18 protein-coding genes and 1 tRNA gene are annotated in these 21,171 nt (G+C 46.2%); 10 read left to right on the forward strand and 9 right to left on the reverse strand.

From position 1 onward, the window contains the following. Positions 1 to 2: 2 nt before the first annotated feature. From cydB to GS501_RS08295, 4 genes are all read left to right on the forward strand, one after another. A complete protein-coding gene (gene cydB / locus GS501_RS08280; RefSeq protein ID WP_160831382.1) occupies positions 3 to 1,142 on the forward strand; it encodes a cytochrome d ubiquinol oxidase subunit II in 1,140 nt (379 codons plus the stop codon). A 15-nt stretch (positions 1,143 to 1,157) separates the two neighbouring features. Further along, the gene (locus GS501_RS08285) at positions 1,158 to 1,376 is read left to right on the forward strand and encodes a hypothetical protein (protein ID WP_160831383.1); all 219 of its coding nucleotides are present in this window, start codon (positions 1,158 to 1,160) and stop codon (positions 1,374 to 1,376) included. A 228-nt stretch (positions 1,377 to 1,604) separates the two neighbouring features. Then, on the forward strand, positions 1,605 to 2,519 hold the full coding sequence (locus GS501_RS08290; protein ID WP_160831384.1) for a DMT family transporter: 915 nt from the start codon (positions 1,605 to 1,607) through the stop codon (positions 2,517 to 2,519). Between the two features lie 149 nt (positions 2,520 to 2,668). Then, entirely contained in the window at positions 2,669 to 3,589 is a 921-nt protein-coding gene (locus GS501_RS08295; RefSeq protein WP_160831385.1) for a DMT family transporter, read from the forward strand. A gap of 5 nt (positions 3,590 to 3,594) precedes the next feature. Here the strand turns inward: GS501_RS08295 and GS501_RS08300 are convergent, their stop codons facing one another. Continuing rightward, on the reverse strand, positions 3,595 to 4,953 hold the full coding sequence (locus GS501_RS08300) for an amino acid permease (RefSeq protein ID WP_160831386.1): 1,359 nt from the start codon (positions 4,951 to 4,953) through the stop codon (positions 3,595 to 3,597). Between the two features lie 16 nt (positions 4,954 to 4,969). Continuing rightward, the gene (gene tauD / locus GS501_RS08305) at positions 4,970 to 5,875 is read right to left on the reverse strand and encodes a taurine dioxygenase (RefSeq protein ID WP_237442481.1); all 906 of its coding nucleotides are present in this window, start codon (positions 5,873 to 5,875) and stop codon (positions 4,970 to 4,972) included. 487 nt (positions 5,876 to 6,362) lie between these two features. On the opposite strand from tauD, the gene GS501_RS08310 reads away from it, so the two are divergent. From GS501_RS08310 to GS501_RS08320, 3 genes are read left to right on the forward strand one after another with little or no spacing between them, the layout of a single operon-like run. Beyond that, on the forward strand, positions 6,363 to 7,184 hold the full coding sequence (locus GS501_RS08310; RefSeq protein ID WP_160831388.1) for a MetQ/NlpA family ABC transporter substrate-binding protein: 822 nt from the start codon (positions 6,363 to 6,365) through the stop codon (positions 7,182 to 7,184). After that, positions 7,181 to 8,218 carry a methionine ABC transporter ATP-binding protein gene (locus GS501_RS08315; protein ID WP_160831389.1) on the forward strand — a complete coding sequence of 346 codons (1,038 nt, stop codon included), beginning with the start codon at positions 7,181 to 7,183 and terminating at the stop codon, positions 8,216 to 8,218. The genes GS501_RS08310 and GS501_RS08315 overlap by 4 nt, the downstream gene beginning before the upstream one ends. Beyond that, the gene (locus tag GS501_RS08320) at positions 8,199 to 8,849 is read left to right on the forward strand and encodes a methionine ABC transporter permease (RefSeq protein ID WP_160831390.1); all 651 of its coding nucleotides are present in this window, start codon (positions 8,199 to 8,201) and stop codon (positions 8,847 to 8,849) included. The genes GS501_RS08315 and GS501_RS08320 overlap by 20 nt, the downstream gene beginning before the upstream one ends. A gap of 78 nt (positions 8,850 to 8,927) precedes the next feature. Here GS501_RS08320 and GS501_RS08325 read toward each other — a convergent pair whose 3' ends face one another. After that, positions 8,928 to 10,214 carry a cystathionine gamma-synthase family protein gene (locus tag GS501_RS08325; protein WP_160831391.1) on the reverse strand — a complete coding sequence of 429 codons (1,287 nt, stop codon included), beginning with the start codon at positions 10,212 to 10,214 and terminating at the stop codon, positions 8,928 to 8,930. 82 nt (positions 10,215 to 10,296) lie between these two features. On the opposite strand from GS501_RS08325, the gene GS501_RS08330 reads away from it, so the two are divergent. After that, on the forward strand, positions 10,297 to 11,736 hold the full coding sequence (locus GS501_RS08330; RefSeq protein ID WP_160831392.1) for a deoxyribodipyrimidine photo-lyase: 1,440 nt from the start codon (positions 10,297 to 10,299) through the stop codon (positions 11,734 to 11,736). Positions 11,737 to 11,954: 218 nt separating this feature from the next. On the opposite strand, the gene GS501_RS08335 is transcribed toward GS501_RS08330, so the two are convergent. Further along, a complete protein-coding gene (locus GS501_RS08335; protein ID WP_370517971.1) occupies positions 11,955 to 13,541 on the reverse strand; it encodes a glucosyltransferase domain-containing protein in 1,587 nt (528 codons plus the stop codon). 4 nt (positions 13,542 to 13,545) lie between these two features. Next, on the reverse strand, positions 13,546 to 14,499 hold the full coding sequence (locus GS501_RS08340) for a glycosyltransferase family 2 protein (protein ID WP_160831394.1): 954 nt from the start codon (positions 14,497 to 14,499) through the stop codon (positions 13,546 to 13,548). A 239-nt stretch (positions 14,500 to 14,738) separates the two neighbouring features. Here GS501_RS08340 and GS501_RS08345 point away from each other — a divergent pair, with 239 nt between their 5' ends. Next, positions 14,739 to 16,316: a glucosyltransferase domain-containing protein gene (locus tag GS501_RS08345; RefSeq protein WP_160831395.1), complete on the forward strand. Its 1,578-nt coding sequence runs from the start codon at positions 14,739 to 14,741 to the stop codon at positions 16,314 to 16,316. A gap of 3 nt (positions 16,317 to 16,319) precedes the next feature. Next, positions 16,320 to 17,021, forward strand: a complete 702-nt coding sequence (locus tag GS501_RS08350) for a polyprenol monophosphomannose synthase (protein WP_160831396.1) — start codon at positions 16,320 to 16,322, stop codon at positions 17,019 to 17,021. Between the two features lie 93 nt (positions 17,022 to 17,114). On the opposite strand, the gene GS501_RS08355 is transcribed toward GS501_RS08350, so the two are convergent. The 4 genes from GS501_RS08355 to gyrA all read right to left on the reverse strand — a co-directional run bounded on the left by GS501_RS08355 (position 17,115) and on the right by gyrA (position 21,057). Continuing rightward, a tRNA-Lys gene (locus tag GS501_RS08355) sits at positions 17,115 to 17,190 on the reverse strand. A 118-nt stretch (positions 17,191 to 17,308) separates the two neighbouring features. Continuing rightward, the gene (locus tag GS501_RS08360; protein ID WP_160831397.1) at positions 17,309 to 17,785 is read right to left on the reverse strand and encodes a peptidylprolyl isomerase; all 477 of its coding nucleotides are present in this window, start codon (positions 17,783 to 17,785) and stop codon (positions 17,309 to 17,311) included. A 40-nt stretch (positions 17,786 to 17,825) separates the two neighbouring features. Continuing rightward, positions 17,826 to 18,344 (reverse strand): pantetheine-phosphate adenylyltransferase, encoded by a 519-nt coding sequence (coaD, locus tag GS501_RS08365; protein WP_370517972.1) that lies wholly within the window; start codon positions 18,342 to 18,344, stop codon positions 17,826 to 17,828. Beyond that, on the reverse strand, positions 18,319 to 21,057 hold the full coding sequence (gene gyrA / locus GS501_RS08370) for a DNA gyrase subunit A (protein WP_237442496.1): 2,739 nt from the start codon (positions 21,055 to 21,057) through the stop codon (positions 18,319 to 18,321). Before gyrA ends, coaD begins: the two co-directional genes overlap by 26 nt. Positions 21,058 to 21,171 lie beyond the last annotated feature (114 nt).

Consider the following 21,171-nt stretch of genomic DNA (forward strand, 5'->3'; position numbering starts at 1 on the left):
TCATGACCGTTTATATCGTTCTTAAGCTGATCTGGACCGGCCTTTTAGGAGTCCTCCTAACAGGGCTTGGCCTCATGGTGGGAATGGATATGGGGGTCGGCACGCTCCTCCGTTTTATCGGACGTGATGATGCTGAACGCCGTACCATGCTCAATATTATTGGCCCCCATTGGGACGGAAACCAGGTATGGTTCGTTTTAGGAGGCGGCGCGATTTTTGCCGCGTTCCCCTCCCTTTACGGCACCTCCTTCTCTGTCTTTTATGTCGTGATGATCCTGCTTCTCTTCAGCATGATCTTACGCCCTGCGGCTTTCGAGTTTCGCTCTAAAGTCAGCAACAAATATTGGCGCTCAAGCTGGGATGTTGCCTTTTTAATTTCTGGCTTCGTCCCCATGTTCGCCTACGGCGTAACCATTGGGAATATCTTAGAAGGCGTTGGGTATCACTTCCTCTGGACAGGCCAATATATCCAAGATGAAAACTTCCTGAGCTATCTCATAAACCCTTTCGCTATTCTGTGTGGCCTTATGAGTGTTGCTCTCAGCGTACAACAAGCAGGGTCTATGCTAATGCTTCGCGCTGAAGAACCACTTTATAGCCGGGCCAAGAATTATGCCTCACCTGGAGGAATAATCGCGGCAATTCTGTTCGTTATCGGTGGCGTCTGGATCCAGTTTATCAAAGGCTTTGCACTTACAGCACCTGTTGATTATAACATGCCGGCAAACCCACTTCATGGGCAAAGTGTCGTCATGCGCGAAGGTGCCTGGATGGATAATTTCCATGCCCATCCTGTCCTCTGGATCCTCCCAGCAATTGGCGTATTCTGCATGATTGCAAGCTCTGTTCTCCTTCGCCTCGACCGTGCTGGCCTGGCTTGGTGGTTAGGAGCAGGCTCCTGGTTCGGAACTATCGCCACAGTTGGTGCGGCAATGTTCCCCTTCCTTATGCCATCCTCCACACGCCCTGACCAAAGCCTCAGCACTTGGAATGCGACAGGAAGTGAATACGGGCTTATTTGCATGCTCGTCGCGACATCCATCTTCATGCCTATCATCATTTGCTATACGGCGTGGTGCTATCACGTCATGCGCGGCAAGGTCAGTGTCCGCGATGTTCTCAACAGTCATGATAGCTATTAGAGGGGAGATCGTCTTATGCCTCGTTATCTATCCACATTGCTAAAGCTAGCGGGTCTCGCACTTGCACTCGTCATAGCTCTTCTTTTCGCTGTATTCGTTGGCGACCAAGGCCCATGGTACTTTGCTTGGGTGATCGGCACAGTCATGATCATTCTCATTTCGGCATCAGGCGCCGCTCTTTTCGACGCTCAAGAGCAACGTAACAATCTTCTCAACAAGGAGAACCAGTCATGATGGGTGACCTTGAAGGAATTATCTTCTTTATTCCTTTTGTTTATATGGCCATTTACTTAACAGCTGCTTTTATTATGAAGCGTCTTGAGCCTTAATTACATCTTCTACGTTCAAAAAGCCGTCCAAAACGGACGGCTTTACCCTCTATAAAAAACATACCTTTCCCTATTCTGTATGAATTGATAAAAAGACAAACTCTTCTCACATATCTATTTCTGAGTTCGTTATATGACTCCTCTCCCCCGACAGTACCTGTCTGGCTTATTGGCCGTCATTTGTGCTTCTATCATCTGGGGAAGTATCGGCATCGCTGCCAACATGGCATCACAGGTTGCACCAATGACGATGGGTGCTGCGGCCATGGCAGGAGGAGGGTTTTTACAAGCCATAAGTGCGGTATCTTCTATTCAACGATCCCTTTCCAATCTCCGTCCTTTATGGGGCTATGTGCTCCTCGGCGGTCTCGCCGTCGCTATTGATCCACTCGCCTTTTACACATCAATGCATCTTGCCGGTGTTGCCGCCAGTACAGTAGTCGCCCTTGGCTCAGCCCCACTTTTCTCAGCCGTCATTGATACGGTAATGGACCGCTCCAAATTAGGCATCAGATGGGGTGTAAGCGCCTTTCTCGGTATTGCGGGAATCACAGCGCTTAGTTTTGCTGAAACACATGGTGCTCATCAAACCGCCCCTGCGCCACTCCTCGGGATTTTTCTTGCTCTCATTATGGGGTTTACGTACGCCTTTTATTCATGGGCTGCTCACCGCTTAATGCATCGTCATATTCCCGCGCGAGCCGCTATGGGCAGTATCTTCGGCGTTGGAGCCCTCTTCCTTACACCTTTTCTTATCATAACGGGGGGCGCTCTTCTCCACCCATGGCATAATATTGCTGTCAGCCTTTATCTCGCCGTTATCCCTATGTTTTGCGGTTTTACACTTTTTGGCTATGGGCTCCGCTTCTTGCCGGCCAGTATCGCAACGACAATCACATTACTTGAACCAACAATCGCCGCTATTTTAGCAACCACACTCCTGGGAGAGCATCTCTCTCTAACGGGATGGCTTGGAATTGTCACGATCATGGCGAGCCTCCTCTGCGTCACATGGCCAGGGAAAAGTGCTGTTACCGAACGTGACTAAGTTTGTTTCTCCTTCCCCCTTAATGAGTTGTCTCACGTGAAACATCGTGATTTCATCTCTCCTCATCCTCGACCGCGCTCACACTAAACCGCTACACTCACAACATGTTTGCTTAAGTCGTAACCTTTTGCCTCAGAGCACCATCCCATATGTCAGAATCCTCTAAAGAAACCGTTTTCGGCTTAATCAGTATCACTCTTGCCGCAATTCTTTGGGGGACTACGGGCGTAGCCGCCAGCTTCGCCCCCCAAATATCTGCCATCACGATGGGGGCCATCGCCATGGGAGGTGGAGGCCTTTTACAAGCAATCCGCGCCGCGCCATTTTTTAAAAAATCATTGCCTGCCCTCAAAAAGCAATGGCCGATCACACTCCTGGGTGGAATCGCGGTGATGGTTTACCCTTTGGCCTTCTATAGCTCTATGCGTTTAGCCGGTATTACCGTTGGAACCGTCATCTCAATGGGGTCAGCGCCTCTCTTTGCGGCCATTGTGGATATGGTCATGGATGGGGTCCGCCCCTCTAAGCGCTGGGGCATTAGTACCTCTCTCGGTATTCTGGGTATTGCTCTGCTCAGTTTTGCTGAAAGCTTTACCCACTCCCAGCCCACAGCCACGACAGCTCCAGCCCCGCTCGTCGGAATCCTCATAGGGCTTATTGCTGGCTTTACATATTCTTTTTACTCATGGGCAGCACGTCACCTCATGCATCATGCTATTTTGCCACGGGCTGCAATGGGAAGTATTTTTGGGGTTGGCAGCCTCTTCCTCCTGCCCATTATCCTTACAACCGGTAAAAGCCTCTTTTACTCTTGGAATAATGTGTTTGTAGGATGCTATATGATCCTCATCCCCATGTTCTTAGGCTATCTCTGCTTTGGTTACGGCCTCGCACGCGTTCCTGCCAGCACAGCCACCACCATCACCCTACTAGAACCCACCGTAGCCGCTATATTAGCTGTGCTTATCGTCGGGGAGCGCCTTCCTCTCGCTGGCTGGAGTGGAATCGCACTTATCATGGCCAGTCTCATCTGCATCACATGGCCTCGAAAACGCTTAAAACACCCTTAAAAATATTAGCGCCGACTGCGTGCGACCCCTCCAACAAGTGAAGGGCGACGCACCATGATCACCGCTTGACCAATCAATGCCAGCAATAACACCGCCCCGAGCGATAAAAGCGTGTCAGTCCATGACCCTGGGATAACCAGCAATAAAGCACCCAATGCCGGAATGAGAAGGCTAACAACAAGAGCAATCCAGCTATTAATCCCTCCACGCTTTGATACAGCATGGGAACGCCAATAAGCGATCGCTACCAACATATAGATAAACAATATCAACCCACCCGATGACCCTAACAAAATCGGATATACCGCCTCAGGTGAGCCAACAGCCGCGGCAATAATCACCAACTCTAAAAATGTTGTCAGACGCAAAGACCATACCGGCACTTGCCGACGACTCTCTTGGGTTAAAATAGATGGCGCTAAATTAAGCTCACCAAGCTCTTTCATCGTGCGTGATACAACATACACAGCAGAATTCAGACAGGACAAAACAGCAACGAGCGTCACCGCTACAGCTGCCCACTCCGCAAAAGGTACATGCAATACCTGCATCACCGTCAAAAAAGGAGAATGCCCAACTTTTACAGCGTTCCACGGAATCAATGAGATAATAACCAACACAGAACCCGCATAGAAAAAGAGAACCTGCAATGGAAGCCAGCGCACTGTTTTAACAATATTACGAACAGGGCGATCACTATCCGTCGCGGCCACAACGGCAATCTCACAACCGGTAAATGTCTGCACAATCATTGGGATGGCCCCTAGAACAGCCCATCCACCACGAGCGAAAAACCCTCCATGAGACGTCATCATACGCACTGCCTCATTTACAGGATGGCCAGAATACGCAAGCCAGCCAATGCCCAGTGCAATAAACCCGCCAAGGAAGACGAGCTTTAAGACAGACAATCCCGCTTCTGCTTGGCCATAATGCCGCAAGGATAGGCGGTTGATCCCCCACGCCACGACAACAAAAAGAAGCGCCCCTACTAAAGGAGAAAGCCCGCACAAATCTTGAACAATCAAGCCACCAGCAACGGCTTGCGCTCCAGCTGTGACAGCCCAAAGAAACGCATAGCCCCACCCCGTGACAAAAGCAGACCGTGGGCCAATATGGCGATAAATATGGCTAATAAAAGAACCGCGCCCACGGGCACCAACGGCAAGCCCACCTAAAAGACGCATGACGAGCCAAACGATCACTCCTGCGCCCAGGTAGGATAACAAAACAGCAGGACCAGAAGCCGCAATGGTCGCCGACGTCCCAACAAAAAGCCCTGCGCCGATGATCCCACCAATAGAGATCATCGCCACATGAAACGCCATGAGGCGATGATTCCCCGACTGCTGTTCTACCGCCATATCTATCTTCTTCTTTCTATCCGCCCTGAGATGGACCAAATGGGCGATCACCCAAAATTGTTACGCGATTCATGACACGTCTTGCTGGACGATAATCATCAACAGCGTAATGCTGTGTGATACGGTTATCCCAAAAGGCAATATCGCCTTCTTCCCAGCGCCATCTTACAGAAAACTCTGGTTTCGTCGCGTGATGGAAAAGATATGAAAGCAATGCCTGGCTTTCACCAGAATCAACATCATTAATTTCCGTGGTAAAGCCTTCATTCACAAACAGAGCGTTCTTCCCTGTTTCTGGATGCACACGCACCACAGGATGTGTCACGGGCGGACGTGCATTCCGTGTCTCGGTCCATTTTCTCAGCTCTTCTTCCGTGCGCCCAAAGCGAGACGTTGGAAAAGACTTCGTAAAATCATGTTGAGCTGTTAACAAATCAATCCGCGTCTTCAACCCATCAGAAAGCGCGTCATACGCGGCTGTCCCACTCGCCCAAATCGTGTCGCCTCCACCCGTCTCTGGCAAAAGACGAGCGGCAAGAACAGCAGCCTTGGGAGGCTCTTGCTCAAATGTCACATCCGTATGCCAAAGGGCATTGTCTCTTAAATCATTTTTCGCCGTATCCAACACAATAGCCTCAGGCACGTCTGGTACGAACGGGAAAATAGGATGACGGTGCAACTCACCAAAATTACGTGCAAAATCACGTTGCTGCACAGGTGAGACATTTTGTTTACGGAAAAACAAAACCTGATGCCGCAGGAGAAGCTCATTGAGATCATCTCGTAACCCAAGCGTCAGAGGCTGAGACAGATCAACACCTTCCACGACAGCCCCAATAGCGGGTGAAAGACGCTCTACGTGCAACGCATTGGCTACATGTGGAAAAGCAGAAGAATGATCGAGTAGAGGAGAAACAGCCATGATCACGGCCTCCATGAAGATCGGGGCACCATCCCCAAAAACAACGTCTTCTATAAGGATAACCAGAAAAACAACGAATCATGTAAGTTAAAAATAATGAAAAATCATTTTTTATCTCATGCTCTAACAAAATATTTAATTAATTGATTGATTTAATTACATATTTTTTCATTATAAATAACATTTTTATATAGTTTAATTATCCTTAAATTGCCCACCCTTTCCCTTAAATCCCCTCATGAAAACATATGATTCTCACATTGATCCTTCAAAATTTTTCAACAACCAAAGAGTTAATGGTATCTTTATATCTATGAAATAAAAAATTTCTTGTTTCTTGATAGCTCACCCGCTACCAGAACTTCTACACAACGCGTGCCCACAAAGGCGCAACTGACAACGTATGCTACTCTCAAATAAATGTGGCACGATAGCAAAACGTTGAATATAAATATGACCACCCTAAACCGTTAAATGGTACCAACACATGGCTCGGCCTCTTCCTCTTAATCGTCGCCGGTTCCTAGCACTTTCAGCTAGCGTGACGGGCACTGCTCTTTTCTCTTCTGCTTATGCTGACAGTGCTCGCACACTAAAAATCGGAATTATGTCAGGCGAAGATGAAGACCTCTGGCGCCTTGCATCCCAAAATGCTGCTCAACACGGGCTATCACTGAAGATTATTACCTTCTCTGATTATAATACCCCTAATGAGGCCCTAACAGAGCACGAACTTGACGCTAACGCGTTCCAGCATCGTCCCTTTATGGATGCGCAAATCAAAGCCCACGGTTATGCCATCACCCCCGTCGGCAATACATATTTTCAACCAATTGGCCTATATTCACGCAAATGGCATAGCATTGCTGAACTTCCCCAAGGCGCAACTATCGGAATTCCTAATGATCCTAGCAATGAAGGACGTGCTCTGCGCATGCTTCAAACATTAGGGCTCATCAAAGTTTCGCCTGACGCAGGGCTGTTCCCTACAGCGTTGGATATTACCGAAAATCCACACAATATCAGCGTAAAAGAACTTGATGCTGGTGTCGTAGGACGATCTTTGCCCGACTTAGATGCGGCTGTTGTCAATACAGATTGGGCACGTAAAGCAGGCATCGACCTCGTGAAAGAACGCATTGGTGTTGAGGGGTTAGAACATAACCCCTACGTCAACTTCATCTCCGTTAATACATCAGATGCTCAAGCCCCTTGGGTTAAGCCTTTAGTTGAATCCTTCCAACAACCCAATGTAAGGCAAGCCATTCTTGATCTGTTCCACGGCACTGTAACCCCTGCTTGGCCATGACATCCCCTATTCTCGACGTTCGCCATGTCAGTCATCGTTTTCGCGGCCATCTGGCCCTCGACGATATTTCCTTTGCCATCCAGACAGGAGAAGTAGTGGGGCTTATTGGACGGTCTGGCGCAGGAAAATCAACCTTGCTCCGCTGCCTTTGTGCTTTAGAACGCCCTGACAATGGACAAATTCTTCTCAATGGCGAAGATATTACAACACAATCAGAATCACATCTGGTTAAAGTCCGCCGGCGAATTGGGTTGGTCTTTCAGCATTTTAACTTACTGAACTCTCGTTCGGTTGCCGGCAATATTGCGCTCCCTCTGCAAATTGCCGGTTGCTCACGGCCAAAACAGAAAAAACGTGTTGAGGAATTACTCGACCTTGTCGGGTTACAAGGATTTGATAAAAAATACCCCTCTCAACTCTCTGGTGGACAAAAACAACGTGTTGGGATTGCTCGTGCTTTGGCTGCCAACCCCTCATTGCTCCTCTGCGATGAAGCCACTTCAGCGTTGGATCCTGAATCAACCGCCTCTATTCTCAATTTGCTGACGGACATCAACCGTCAGCTTGGCCTCACAATCGTTATCATCACCCATGAAATGGAAGTAGTACGTAGCTTTGCGCGACGTATTCTCGCTTTGGATCATGGTCGTTTGATCGAAGATGGAACGATGGTTGATTTTCTCAGCGACGGCGGCCAGAAAAAAACGCTTCAACCTTTATTGGCCGATATTCGCCCCAAACTCCCCGCAGATCTCGCACGCCAGATCGTCGCTCACGATAGCCCCAACGCAACAATCGTTATGCGTGTTGTTCACAGTGGTGAAGGCGTCTTACCGCCTTTCTTTGGCATGCTTGCACAACGTTTCAATTTAGAAGCCACCCTCTTACAAGGAGGCGTCACAACCATTGGTGACCAACCTGTGGGAGACATGATCATCAGTTTACATGGCGAACGCCGTGACGAAGCCGTTACTTTTATTAAAAATATGGTGAAAAGCATGGAGGTTCTGGGATATGTCCCCCATCATCCTTAATATTATCCTCCAATCAACGCTTCAAACCCTTGAAATGGTCTTTGCATCAACCGCCATTTCTGTCGTGATCGGCCTGCCCTTAGCCCTTTTTATGATCACAACAGGCCCCGGAGGACTTTATCATTTACCATTTGCCGCCCGCATCGTTGGTATTCTTGTCGATGCACTCCGGGCTATTCCTTTCATTATTTTATTAGTTATTCTTATTCCCCTTACGCGCTTTATTGCAGGCACTTCTTTAGGAACCGAAGCTGCTATCGTCCCCCTCTCTATTGCCGGGATTCCTTACTTCGCCCGTATTGCCGAGGTTGCCCTACGCGAAGTGGACTCAGGCCTAATTGATGCCGTCAAAGCTATGGGAGGCACCCGTCTCACCATTATCCGCTCAGTCCTCATTCCTGAAGCACTACCTAGCCTAGTCGGCAGCCTAACGGTTACGCTCATTACCATGGTCGGTGCATCCGCTATGGCAGGCACTATTGGCGCTGGGGGGCTGGGGGACTTGGCTATTCGCTACGGATATCAGCGCTTCAACACAACCGTCATGATGGATGTGGTGGCCGTTCTCATTGTGATGGTCTTTATCATACAGATCTGCGGAAATGCTTTAGCGCGTTGGCTTAAACACTAATATCTTTAAGAAACTATCCATAAAAAAGGGGGAAACGCTTTTGGCGTTTCCCCCTTTTTTAGACACAACACATGACACTCAGGCAGCATCAAGTGCTTGTTCAACATCCACCAACAAATCATCAATATGTTCAACACCGATCGACAACCGAATAGTCGCATCCGTCACGCCGATCCGGTCCCGCACTTCTAGTGGCACACCAGAATGTGTGGTGCTGGCAGGATGACTTGCCAGAGATTCTGTCCCGCCCAAACTGACCGCCAACTTCATCAGCTGCAACGCGTTCAAAAATTTAAAGGCTGCTTCTTGCCCCCCATCAATATCGAACGAGAATGTTGACCCTGCGCCGCTGCACTGGGCACGATAAACCTTTCCTTGTGGAGAGTTCTCATCAAAAAAAGGAGGATAATGAACTTCCGTTACTTTCGCGTGGTTCTTTAGGTAATGCGCAACGCGCTCGGCATTCGCTGCAGCCCGCTCCATACGCAAACCAAGAGTTTCAAGAGAACGCCCCAACATCCAGCAACTATGCGGGTCAAGATGTGTTCCAATAGCACCGCGTAACTGGCGAATGCTCTTCATTCTCTCAAGAGACCCTATGACAGCACCGGCAACAAGATCTGAATGCCCACCAACATATTTCGTTAATGAATACACGGAAAGATCAGCACCATGCTCCAACGGATGTTGATAGACAGGGCCTAACAATGTGTTATCGCACACAACAATCGGCCGCTCCCCACCTTGTTCAGCACCAACCGTCTCTGCAACACGGCGCAACAAAGCAATATCAACCAACCCATTTGTTGGATTAGCTGGGGTTTCCGCTAAAATAATCGCAACGCGCCCCGCTTTCATCGCCGTTTCGGCCGCCGCCATGACCGAGACTTCATCCGTGCCATCTTTGAAGCCGACAGCAGCAATCCCAAGGGAGGCCATTGTTTTGCTCAAGAGCGTTTCTGTTCCACCATAAAGAGGCTGAGAATGGAGGATAACACTTCCCGGGCGCGCATAAGCGAGCAACGTAGTCGTAATCGCTGACATACCAGACGAGAAAAGAGCCGCATTTTCCCCCCCCTCATAGACAGCTAAACGGTCTTCTACGATTTCACTATTAGGATGGTTAAAGCGAGAATAAACGAGCCCCTGCCCTTTGCCCTCTGGGGGCTTTTTGCGCCCAGACACGTAGTCAAAAAAGTCACGCCCGTCTTCTGCTGTCGGGAAAACAAACGTTGACGTCAGAAATACCGGTGGCTTTACAGCCCCTTCTGACAAAACCGGATCATACCCATAATTCATCATTTGCGTATCAGGGTGCAGACGATGCGTCCCTATAAAAAGCTTATTGTGATTCGATTCTGCCATAAAATCCTCCATGTCAGGATATAACGCTATCCTTACCTCCTCCAATGGCACATTCGCCTAGGCATTGTGAAGGATCAACCTCATGCCGCATCGCCCCGTTATCGTATGGTTTCACGATGATCTTCGCCTACATGATCATCCAGCGCTTACACAAGCCTCTCAAACGGGCCATCCACTTCTGTGCGTCTTTATTTTTGAAGAACCAACGGCTACCCAAAGAGCCCAAGGTAAAGCCTCCCAATGGTGGCTGCATGGAGCTCTCACGTCACTCAGTGTAAAACTCCAACAACTCGGTGGCTCTCTACTTATTCTTACAGGCAATGCCGAGTTTCTTATTCCCACATTAGCCAAGGAAAGTAACGCAGCCGCCATTTTTACGCATGCACGCCAAACACCGTGTGAGCGTAGCTCTATTGAAGCCATCACCCGCACACTACCCTCCGATGTTCATTTACATCAATATTGGGGGAATACTCTTCTAGAGCCAACATCTATCAAAAATAAAACCAACGGGATTTATCGTGTTTTCACACCTTTTTGGAACGCATTAAAAACACAAAATATTTTATCACCCCTATCACATCCCTCAAAATTAGAGTTTTTCTCCTGGGATTCTTCCCCATTATCGTATGCATACCTTACCTTAGACACTCTACTACCTCAGCCTAATTGGGCCTCTGGCTTGCACGACACGTGGGAGCCTACTCTTGAGGCTGCGCATGAGACATTAAATGATTTCATCCATCATAACCTAGCCCATTATGAATCAAGACGAGATCAAATGGGTATTGATGGGTCATCTCGTATTTCGCCCTACCTAGCATTTGGACAACTCTCGCCCCGTTTTATCTGGCACGCTGTGCGACAACATGGAAAACACAGTGGAAGCACGGTGTGTTTCCTCAGAGAAATCGCTTGGCGTGAATTCGCTCATTATACACTCTATCACTCCCCAGATATTCTCTCTCGTAATCTCAAACCTCATCTTGATATGTTACCATGGAAAAATAATCATGAGTATCTGCGCGCCTGGCAGAACAGTCGCACTGGGATCCCTATTGTCGATGCAGGCATGCGTGAACTCTGGCATACGGGATGGATGCATAACCGCGCCCGGATGATTACTGGTTCATTTTTAACTCGGCACCTCCTAACACATTGGCGCGCGGGGGAAGCCTGGTTTTGGGACACCTTAGTAGACGCGAACAACGCCAACAATGCCATGAATTGGCAATGGGTTGCCGGCACAGGCATTGATACAATGCCTTTTTTCCGTATTTTTAATCCGACAACACAAGCGAAAAAATTCGACCCACATGGTGATTATATCCGCCATTGGATTCCAGAATTACGCCACTTATCTAACCGATATCTTTTCGAACCCTGGACCGCTCCCCTATCTCACCTACAAGAAGCAGGAATCACACTCGGAGATCACTACCCTTATCCCATTATCGACCTGCCCACGGCACGGAAACATGCTCTGGAGGCACTCTCGTCATGCAAAGAAATTGTTTCCTAACGGCCAAGACAGTTACATTACCCACAATGTCAGGCATGAACTATTCTGACACCATGTTTCCCAAATGATTCTACGGGAAACTATTTTATAAAGTGACGCATTCTCTGACCCTGACAAGCCGCACCATACCTATAATTCATCACCGTAGAGAAAGAACTAACCTTCTTGGCCCTCCCAATGTTTGAACGGACACCCCTTCTCCAACCTCAAAAGATTCATCACATATTTCTAGTTGTACAATGCTTTTGATAATCTGAAATAATGTAATGACCTACTTTGTAAGTATTATACAAATTATGCGTGATCACCTCATCTACATGACAGGTATCCACATCATGGATAATCCCTTTCCAGAGAGGTGTTCCCTGATAATTCTTCCCCTCATCTCCAAAGAGATCAACAAATGTATTGACATCCTCCGGAAGCCCCTGCGCCAGAAGTATATCATGCATTATCCATGGAGATGGGACATATAACGAAAACTGAAGCGTCTCATTGACAATATCTCGTAAGATGGGCTCTGCCACTAAAATACGATGAGAAAGCGGGGCTTCAGGCTCTCTTCCCAGTGTTCCCCAAAACCATTGCTGTTGTCCCCCATGACCGACAACACTGTCATTATACTGAGACCTTAAATGAGAAATATCTTCCACCATTTGGGAGGCCATATATTCTCGATAATGATTTTGTGCGGCCAAAGCATTCTCGTATGACGCCGACAAAGAGATATTTTGTATCAAGACATAGCCCACCAGAGCCATGTTCACACACCTAAATACCTTGGGCAGCCCTCGCTCCATAGAAAGAAAAGAGCCTACTGCCAGTATGGTACCAAAACTTAAAAATGTTCTTGGATTGAATGTTGGAAAATTTAATAGAAGCTGAACCCCAGGGAAAGTCAGCAACAAACCGGCACATAACCCAAGTAATACAATTGTTTTTTTAAAAAATGCTTTTTTCTCTCTAGAGAAAATGAGAGAGCATGAGACAACACCAAGCAATATAATTAATAACGTCAGAACCCCATAAAAATTTGAAAAATATTCTCTTATCAAATGGAATACTGTACGAATATTTTCCAGAATTTTGGATATATTCCTTATCAACTCAGAGTGCTCCGCTACATATTCATGGCTTTTTTTAAAAAACAGATGTGTTTCACATACAAATGTCGCGACGGATAATATCGCTATAAAAACTCTTTTCCCCAATTGCATGGCAATTGAACGTAAATATGTCCCCTTAACCAACAAAATAATCGCTTCAAAAAGACATATTGAAAAATAGAAATTTATCGCTGGTTGATACGTATTTAAAAAAAGGAAAACAAAGAAATACTCTGCTAGATAGAGCTTTAATGATCCTCTTCCATATATCCTCTCCATAAAAAATGGGCACAATGCCAAAGACATAGATACGCACATAAAAAAACTGTCATATCTATAGGACAAATTTTCTATAAAAAACGGCTGGCATACTATAAATGATAGGGAAATCAGCGGGATATGTATCTGATTTTTCCATGTCTCATATAAAAATGTAATAGATCCACATAAAACAAATATTCCCAACACTTGGAATAGAGGCGAGATATCAATAACCGACAACGGGCCGAGCACAAGCTCCAGCAAGTAGGCAAATGGTCTATGATCGTGCAGCCAACTTTTCGGCTCATGCAGCGTGTGCGCAAAATCGTCTGCGTAAAAGGCATGACCCCAAATTATAGGAAAGGCGAAGACAAGAAAAATAGCACTGAATTTTAAAAAACTTATCCAATATGATTTTTTTACTGTTATATCACTCACGTTATTAGCCTTCATATTCATTTTTTATGAGATAGATAGGTCTTCTTTTGGATTCCATATAAATTTTCCCCACATACTCACCGACAATTCCAATACCTACTAGCTGAACACTGCCTACAAAGAATATTGATATTATTAATATACAATTCGAATAATATTTTATAATATCCAAAAAGTACAATCCCGTAAAAAAGATCATAAACAGTAAGGATAATAGAATACCCATACCTCCAACATAGATCCATAATCGCAATGGTAATAAAGAAAAGCTCGTAATTCCTTCCAGGGCCAAATCCCATAAAGAGAAGAACGAAAATTTACTTGCTCCATTGAGACGAGAGGCACGCGAGTAATCAATTGTTTCTGTTCGAAAACCAACCCAAGCAAAAATTCCTTTCATGAATCTCTGCTTTTCCGGAAGCTTTTTTATAGCGGCGACAACACGCCGGTCCATCAATCGAAAATCACCCACGCCTTCTGGCAAGGAAATCTCTGATATCCGATTAAAAAACTTGTAAAATAAATTCGCCGTTAACCGTTTCAACACCGCATCTGTCGAACGATTAACTCGTCTACCCAAAACAACCTCTGTGCCCAACCGCCATTTTTTTACCATTTGTATAATAACTTCAGGAGGGTCTTGGAAATCAGCATCTGTAATGACAACAGCATCCCCTCGGGCATGGTCTAATCCTGCTGTTATAGCCGCTTCTTTCCCAAAATTTCTTGAAAACTCTAATATTCTAAAACGATGATCTTGTTTCGAAAGTTTCACCAACCGTGACAGCGTATCGTCGATACTCCCATCATCGACGCATATAATTTCCCATTGAGATGCCTGAATTGACTCAATAATCGGAACAATGACCTCATAAAAATAATCAACACCTTCCCCTTCATTATAAAAAGGAACGATCAAACTTAAAAAATCACCACATTTCTCTTTATTAAGCTTCATTACAATAAGACTTCACCATATAATCATATATCCACGACGCTGCGATATCGGCAATATACAGGATAGAAACACATCAAATTCTATAAAAATCCCCCTTAAAAACCAAGCTCTTTTCATTCCCAGTAAAAACCACCTTTCCATTCCTAAAGTAATTTTTTACACAATATGGTTCTAGGCCTAACAGTTGAATTGCTCTGCACCGCACCATTTTCTTTCTAATCCAATGGTAGGATACCATAATGATCTATACTAAATTTATAGAAAATTTATCCGATTATCAAAAAGATATTTTAAGCAGATTCCTTATTTTCCTACCCATTTTTCTTATATTTGTCTTTCCCATCATTCATGCAAACACATATTATGGCGACGATTGGTATCGCGCACTATGGATTAGCACAAGTAATGCATGGCTGACTGATCATCGTCCTCTAGGATATTTGACAGTCTTTATCACTAGCGCATTCGGCATGAGGGATATAGCCCCACTTTCTCAAATTATAGGCGCAATATCTGTTGCCCTTTCTGTCAGCATTCTAAGCTTACAATGGAATTATAAAACCTTCCCCGCAGTAATCTGCTTTTCGTTTATTTTTTGTCAGCCCTTTTTTCTACAAAATTTATCATACCACTTTGATAGCATGTTTATGTGTTTTGCATTAGCTAGCTCACTCATTCCATTTTACAGCGATCCATCAAAAGAAAATAAAAGAAAATTATTTACTTACTCTACCATAATAATTTTTCTTGTTCTTAATATGTATCAACCAACGATAAGTGTTTATTTATCAATATCTCTTTTTGAATCTATGAGAAATCTTCTTAAGACTAAAAAAGTTACAACTTCATCCAAGAATTTTATTTTTCGTCTTTCTTCTTTAGGATTTTCTCTTTTATTGTTTCAAGTAGAATCACTTTTGTTTGTTAAAAAATCAGCTTATGTATCTCAACATTCCGAAATCATTCATTCTATAAAAAACATAGAAAACAATTTTCATTCATATCTAACTATCTTTCATACATATTTCTTGAAAGATATATTCGGTTATTTCATGGTTTTTGTCATATTAACTAGCATAATTCTATTCGTAAAATTATCTTTAAATAGTGATGTAAAAAATAAATTTATATTCCTATTTTTTGGATTATTAATCTTCGTTCTTAATATTGCAACCATTCCAAGCCTTCAGATAATTCTTTTACATCCTGTTCTAAATTCAAGAACTTTCATCAGCTTCGGCGCTATTCTCTCTATGTGTGTTAGCTTCTTTGTAAACGAAAACTTAAAAAAACCTGTGATCAATGCCTCCCTATCCTATTTTGCGGCTTATATATTATTTTCTCAAATCGCTCTTTCTTTCATCAATGGTAATGGCTTAAAAGCTCAAAATGATTACAGAATTATGATAGCCGATCAGATGAATAATGACTACTCTGTACTAAGTAATGGAAGAAATGATAACACATTATTCGGCACATTAGGCGACGAAAAAATATCTACTGTTAGTGAAAAGATATTTCGTAAGTATCACATATTGGAAGACAACATAAAGCTACTGTCATTCTTTTCATACTATACTCAATCTCCTTTCTTCTTGCCCTGCATCATGCTGATACGTGGCTTTCCTGATAGTTCTCTTTTTCTATCTGATACCCTATCTTCCTTTAAAGAAAATTACAGGGATTCTCCCACTTGGAAAATGATTAATGAAAAGGTAACGTCATGCCACGTAGAGAGGATCATACACCACCCCCTGTTTAACACTTATAAAATCGGGAATTACATAATATCAGATTATGCGAAAAAGTGTTCTTAACATATGACGACCGACATCAGCATCGTCGTGCCATGCTATAATGAGAGAGAGAATGTACCTCTCTTTTTCTATAAAATAGAGAAGGCTTTGTCCTTCTCAAATTGGGAAATTATTTTTGTCGATGATAATTCTCCTGATGGCACCATTGAGGCCGTCAGAGAGCTTTCCCGTTTTGACCCTCGTGTCCGTGGAATCAGACGCATAGGACGGCGTGGCCTCTCTAGTGCTGTGATAGAAGGCGCTATGAGTTCCTCTGCGCCGCTCATTGCTGTCATGGACGGGGATCTGCAGCATGATGAGCATTGTCTTGTCCCTATGATATCCAGCATCACACAAGATGGATATGACCTTGTTGTAGCCAGTCGCTACCTTGAAGGTGGCAGCAATGGGGGCCTCACCAATAGCTGGCGGCGTTTCCTCTCCAATGCAGGGCGATGGCTCGCTCGCATTATTCTACGAATATCATTAAGCGACCCTATGAGTGGCTTCTTTGTTATTCAACGCCAACACTTTGATAACCGTGCAGAAAAACTGTCCCGCAAAGGGTTCAAAATCTTACTTGATCTTATTCTTTCCGATCGCGCCGCATTGAAGATTACAGAAGTACCCATGGTCTTTCGACCTCGCCTCCACGGCAGCAGTAAACTTGACTGGAAAGTCATGCTTTCATTTATGGGGCTGGTTATACGTCACATGAAAAAATAATAGTCTTCCCAGACTATTACATGACCGAAACGTCCCCAAAATACACTGGAACGCCAGCACATAAAGGGAACATATTTTCTTGTATCTGGATGGTGGTGAACCGGCTGGGACTCGAACCCAGGACCATTCGATTAAAAGTCGAATGCTCTACCAACTGAGCTACCGGTTCACTTCGGGAGTGTTGATACATAAGCTATAAAGAGGCGTCAACCCAACGCTCAGAAAAAACTCCTCTTTCATCCATTTTCTGCCCTCCTTACGAAAGAAAGGGCAGAAAATTTACTCTATTATTCTTCAATATAGGCTTTTACGATATGGTCAGGCTCTTTCACCATTCCTGAAGCACCGGAACCGCGTTTGATCTTATCAACATACTCCATGCCTTCAATGACTTGCCCGGCAATCGTATATTGCCCATCCAAGGATGGAACTTTTTCAAACATAATGAAAAACTGGCTGTTCGCCGTGTGGGGCTGCATTGTACGAGCCATACCAAGCGTGCCACGCTCAAAAGAAGCTTCACGCGTAAATTCTGCAGGCAAATCAGGATAGCTGCTTCCACCCGTTCCCGTTCCGGTTGGGTCCCCACCCTGGGCCATAAAGCCCTCAATCACACGGTGGAACTTCACACCATCGTAAAACCCTTCTTTTGCCAGCGTCTTCAAACGCTCCACAGCCTTAGGGGCCAAATCGGGACGAAGGGCAATAACCACCTTCCCGTGCGTCAGTTCTAAAACGAGTTTTGGGCCTGTTTTTTCTACCATGATGTTATCTTTCCTTAAATTTGAAGGCATCATCACACAATCATGGATGAGCCAATTTCGCCCGGACACGAGCAGCCACATCTAGGCTAACAAATGGAGAAATATCCCCACCAAGTCGGGCAATCTCTTTAACAATCCGGCTTGCTGTCGTGCGATGCTCCTCAGACGACAATAAAAAAACCGTTTCTATCTCTGGGGCTAATCGCCTTAGTGCACCCGCCAACTGTGTTTCAAAATCAAAATCACCAGCAGAGCGTAAACCGCGAATAACCGTCCCAGCGCCAGCCGCATGAACCGCATCCACAAGAAGATTATCAAAACCTCGCACTGAGATACGGCCCCTATGTGGCAGTCGCGTCACTTCATGCTGCACACTGTCCAACCTCTCCTCTAATGAAAGGAGAGGATGCTTGCCATCATTAACAGCCACCCCGATGATAACATGATCAAACAACGCAGCGGCTCGCTCAATAACATCAAGGTGCCCGAAGGTGATCGGATCAAACGTCCCAGGATAAAACCCAATCCGCGACTTACTCATCGGCAGCTGGCTGGACATCCTCACCGCCTTCCAAATCATCGACAGTACCTTCGTCTTCCTCAGAACTGTCATCCTCCATCACAGGAAAGACACTAATCACACGCTCATCACCTTCCATGCGGAAAAGTGTAACACCCCCGGCTTGACGGGACATAACCCTTACTTGCTCAACGGGTAAACGAATTAAACGCCCAGTATCCGTCACCATCATCACATCAGTTCCTTCCAATGTGACCATGCTACCAACGACCTCGCGTCCACGCCGTGCATTCGAGAAGGTCATATTATTCAGCCCCTGCCCGCCACGACCGGAAACACGATAATCATAGGCTGAAGAACGACGTCCGAACCCTGTATCCGTTACAGTCAGGAGAATCTCTTCTTGCTCAGACAGTTCAACAAAACGCTCTTCTGTCAAAGCCGTATCATAGACTGAAACATCTTCATCATCGACGTCGATATCGGCACTCTCTTCCTGAAGCTCATCACCTTGATCTTGAGCCGCAGCAGCACGACGACGCGCATTCGCCATTTTAAGATAAGAGGCACGCTCTTCAACACTTGCTTCAACGTGGTTCAGCACGCTCAACGAAACCACCTTATCGCCCGTCGCCAGCTTAATACCACGCACACCCGTGCTTCCCCGTCCCGCAAACACACGCAGCGTCTCATCTGTGATTTGGAAACGAATAGCACGTGCCTGTCGTGTAGCGAGGAAGACATCTTGTCCTTCACGACATGTGGCAACACCTATCAGTGAATCGCCATCATCCAGCTTCATTGCAATAAGCCCAGAAGAACGAATATTGCGAAAATCACTTAAACGATTACGCCGCACATTCCCCGATGCTGTCGCAAAAACAAGGTGAAGATCTTCCCACAGCGTCTCATCCTGCGGTAATGGAAGCACCGCCGTAATGGTATCTTCGCCCAACTCTGGCAGAAGATTAACCAATGCACGCCCTTTAGCCGTTGGTGCCGCTTCTGGCAGATGCCAGACCTTCATTCGGTACGCTTTGCCACCTGACGAGAAGAACAATACCCATTGATGGGTATGCGCATTAAAGCTACGTATTACGATGTCATCACCACGTCGCCCAGCGGCCTTACGGCCACGTCCGCCACGATTTTGTGACCGAAACAGCTCTAATGATGTACGCTTAATGAAACCATCGCGCGTAATCGTCACCACCATCTGCCCGGGCTCGACCAAACTTTCATCTGACTGATCGCCCAGCGCATTAGAAATTTCGGTTGCACGTGGATCTTGCATGACAGCACGTGCTGCCTGCAATTCATCACGCATCACTTCCATGCGACGAACGTGACTCCCGACGATTTCGAGCAGTTCGGCAATTTTTACGCTCACATCATTCAGTTCAGCCTGGATTTTGCCACGTTCCAACCCTGTCAAACGCTGCAAACGTAGCTCCAAAATACCACGTGCCTGGGCTTCTGTAAGATGCACGCGCCCATCAACAATCTCATTTCCATCATCATGGATAAGCTCTAGAAGCGGTTCGACATCCGCTGCAGGCCAATCACGCGCCATCAGCCCTTCTCGAGCCGTCGCCGCATCAGGTGCCGAGCGAATAAGCGCGATGACCTCATCAATATTGGCAACAGCCAAAACAAGCCCAACCAGAAGATGCCCACGGTCACGCGCTTTGTTGAGGTCAAAACGTGCACGACGCAGGATAACGTCTTCACGGAAGCGGATAAACGCATCCAAAACGTCCCGCAGTCCCATTGTACGAGGGCGCCCCTCATCCAATGCTAGCATGTTGACGCTAAAACTCGTCTGGAGCTGGGTGAAACGATAAAGCTGATTGAGCACCACTTCTGGTGTGGCATCGCGTTTCAACTCAATCACCACACGCATGCCGGAGCGGTCACTCTCATCGCGGATATCAGAGATTCCTTCAACCTCCTTATTCCGAACGAGGTCAGCAATCTTCTCTTGTAAGGTCGCTTTGTTAACCTGATACGGAATTTCCGTCACCACAATCGCAAAGCGATCTTTACGGACCTCTTCAATTTCCGCCCGTGCCCTCACAGGGATAGACCCACGCCCCGTCTCATAAGCCTGGCGAATACCCTTACGGCCCATAATGATCCCGCCTGTTGGGAAATCAGGCCCAGGCACCCAAACCATGAGCTCTTCCAACGTCATGGTAGGATTAGCGATCAATGCCAAAACAGCATCGATAATCTCGGTAGGATTATGGGGCGGGATGTTTGTGGCCATCCCTACCGCAATCCCCGAAGCTCCATTCACCAGCAAATTCGGGAACGCCGCTGGGAGAACCTGTGGCTCACTCTCGCTTTCATCGTAATTCGGCTGAAAATTGACCGTATCGCGCTCAATATCATCCAGAAGAAAAGAAGCCGATTTTGCTAAGCGCGCCTCAGTATAACGCATAGCTGCAGGGCTATCACCGTCAACTGACCCAAAGTTCCCCTGGCCGTCGATCAACTTAACACGCATCGACCAATGCTGCGCCATACGCACCATGGCATCATAAATCGAACTGTCACCGTGAGGGTGATATTTACCCATCACGTCACCCACCGCGCGGGCTGACTTACGATACGGCTTATCAGCAGTAAATCCGCTCTCACGCATCGCGTAAAGAATGCGCCGATGCACTGGCTTTAGCCCATCACGTACGTCCGGCAGCGCACGCGCCACAATTACGGACATGGCATAAGCCAGATAGGAGGAGCGCATCTCCTCCTCAATCGTCACTGGAAGGCGGTCAGAAGGCAGAAGGTCGTGCGGCTCGCTCAAAATAGGTCCACCAGTTTCTTAAAGGGTCACAAAGAGAGATGAGTGTAGCTCATT

Source organism: Saccharibacter sp. 17.LH.SD, assembly GCF_009834805.1.
In the GTDB taxonomy this organism is placed as follows: Bacteria; Pseudomonadota; Alphaproteobacteria; order Acetobacterales; family Acetobacteraceae; genus Saccharibacter.

Bases quoted from the DNA above. Each gene is read 5' to 3' on its own strand.
- gyrA (WP_237442496.1), bottom strand. From the start codon at position 21,057: ATGCGCTCCTCCTATCTGGCTTATGCCATGTCCGTAATTGTGGCGCGT.
- GS501_RS08350 (WP_160831396.1), top strand. From the start codon at position 16,320: ATGACGACCGACATCAGCATCGTCGTGCCATGCTATAATGAGAGAGAG.
- coaD (WP_370517972.1), bottom strand. From the start codon at position 18,344: ATGTCCAGCCAGCTGCCGATGAGTAAGTCGCGGATTGGGTTTTATCCT.
- GS501_RS08320 (WP_160831390.1), top strand. From the start codon at position 8,199: ATGTCCCCCATCATCCTTAATATTATCCTCCAATCAACGCTTCAAACC.
- GS501_RS08285 (WP_160831383.1), top strand. From the start codon at position 1,158: ATGCCTCGTTATCTATCCACATTGCTAAAGCTAGCGGGTCTCGCACTT.
- GS501_RS08290 (WP_160831384.1), top strand. From the start codon at position 1,605: ATGACTCCTCTCCCCCGACAGTACCTGTCTGGCTTATTGGCCGTCATT.
- GS501_RS08300 (WP_160831386.1), bottom strand. From the start codon at position 4,953: ATGGCGGTAGAACAGCAGTCGGGGAATCATCGCCTCATGGCGTTTCAT.
- GS501_RS08315 (WP_160831389.1), top strand. From the start codon at position 7,181: ATGACATCCCCTATTCTCGACGTTCGCCATGTCAGTCATCGTTTTCGC.
- tauD (WP_237442481.1), bottom strand. From the start codon at position 5,875: ATGGCTGTTTCTCCTCTACTCGATCATTCTTCTGCTTTTCCACATGTA.
- GS501_RS08360 (WP_160831397.1), bottom strand. From the start codon at position 17,785: ATGGTAGAAAAAACAGGCCCAAAACTCGTTTTAGAACTGACGCACGGG.
- GS501_RS08325 (WP_160831391.1), bottom strand. From the start codon at position 10,214: ATGGCAGAATCGAATCACAATAAGCTTTTTATAGGGACGCATCGTCTG.
- GS501_RS08310 (WP_160831388.1), top strand. From the start codon at position 6,363: ATGGCTCGGCCTCTTCCTCTTAATCGTCGCCGGTTCCTAGCACTTTCA.
- GS501_RS08345 (WP_160831395.1), top strand. From the start codon at position 14,739: ATGATCTATACTAAATTTATAGAAAATTTATCCGATTATCAAAAAGAT.
- GS501_RS08330 (WP_160831392.1), top strand. From the start codon at position 10,297: ATGCCGCATCGCCCCGTTATCGTATGGTTTCACGATGATCTTCGCCTA.
- cydB (WP_160831382.1), top strand. From the start codon at position 3: ATGACCGTTTATATCGTTCTTAAGCTGATCTGGACCGGCCTTTTAGGA.
- GS501_RS08295 (WP_160831385.1), top strand. From the start codon at position 2,669: ATGTCAGAATCCTCTAAAGAAACCGTTTTCGGCTTAATCAGTATCACT.
- GS501_RS08340 (WP_160831394.1), bottom strand. From the start codon at position 14,499: ATGAAGCTTAATAAAGAGAAATGTGGTGATTTTTTAAGTTTGATCGTT.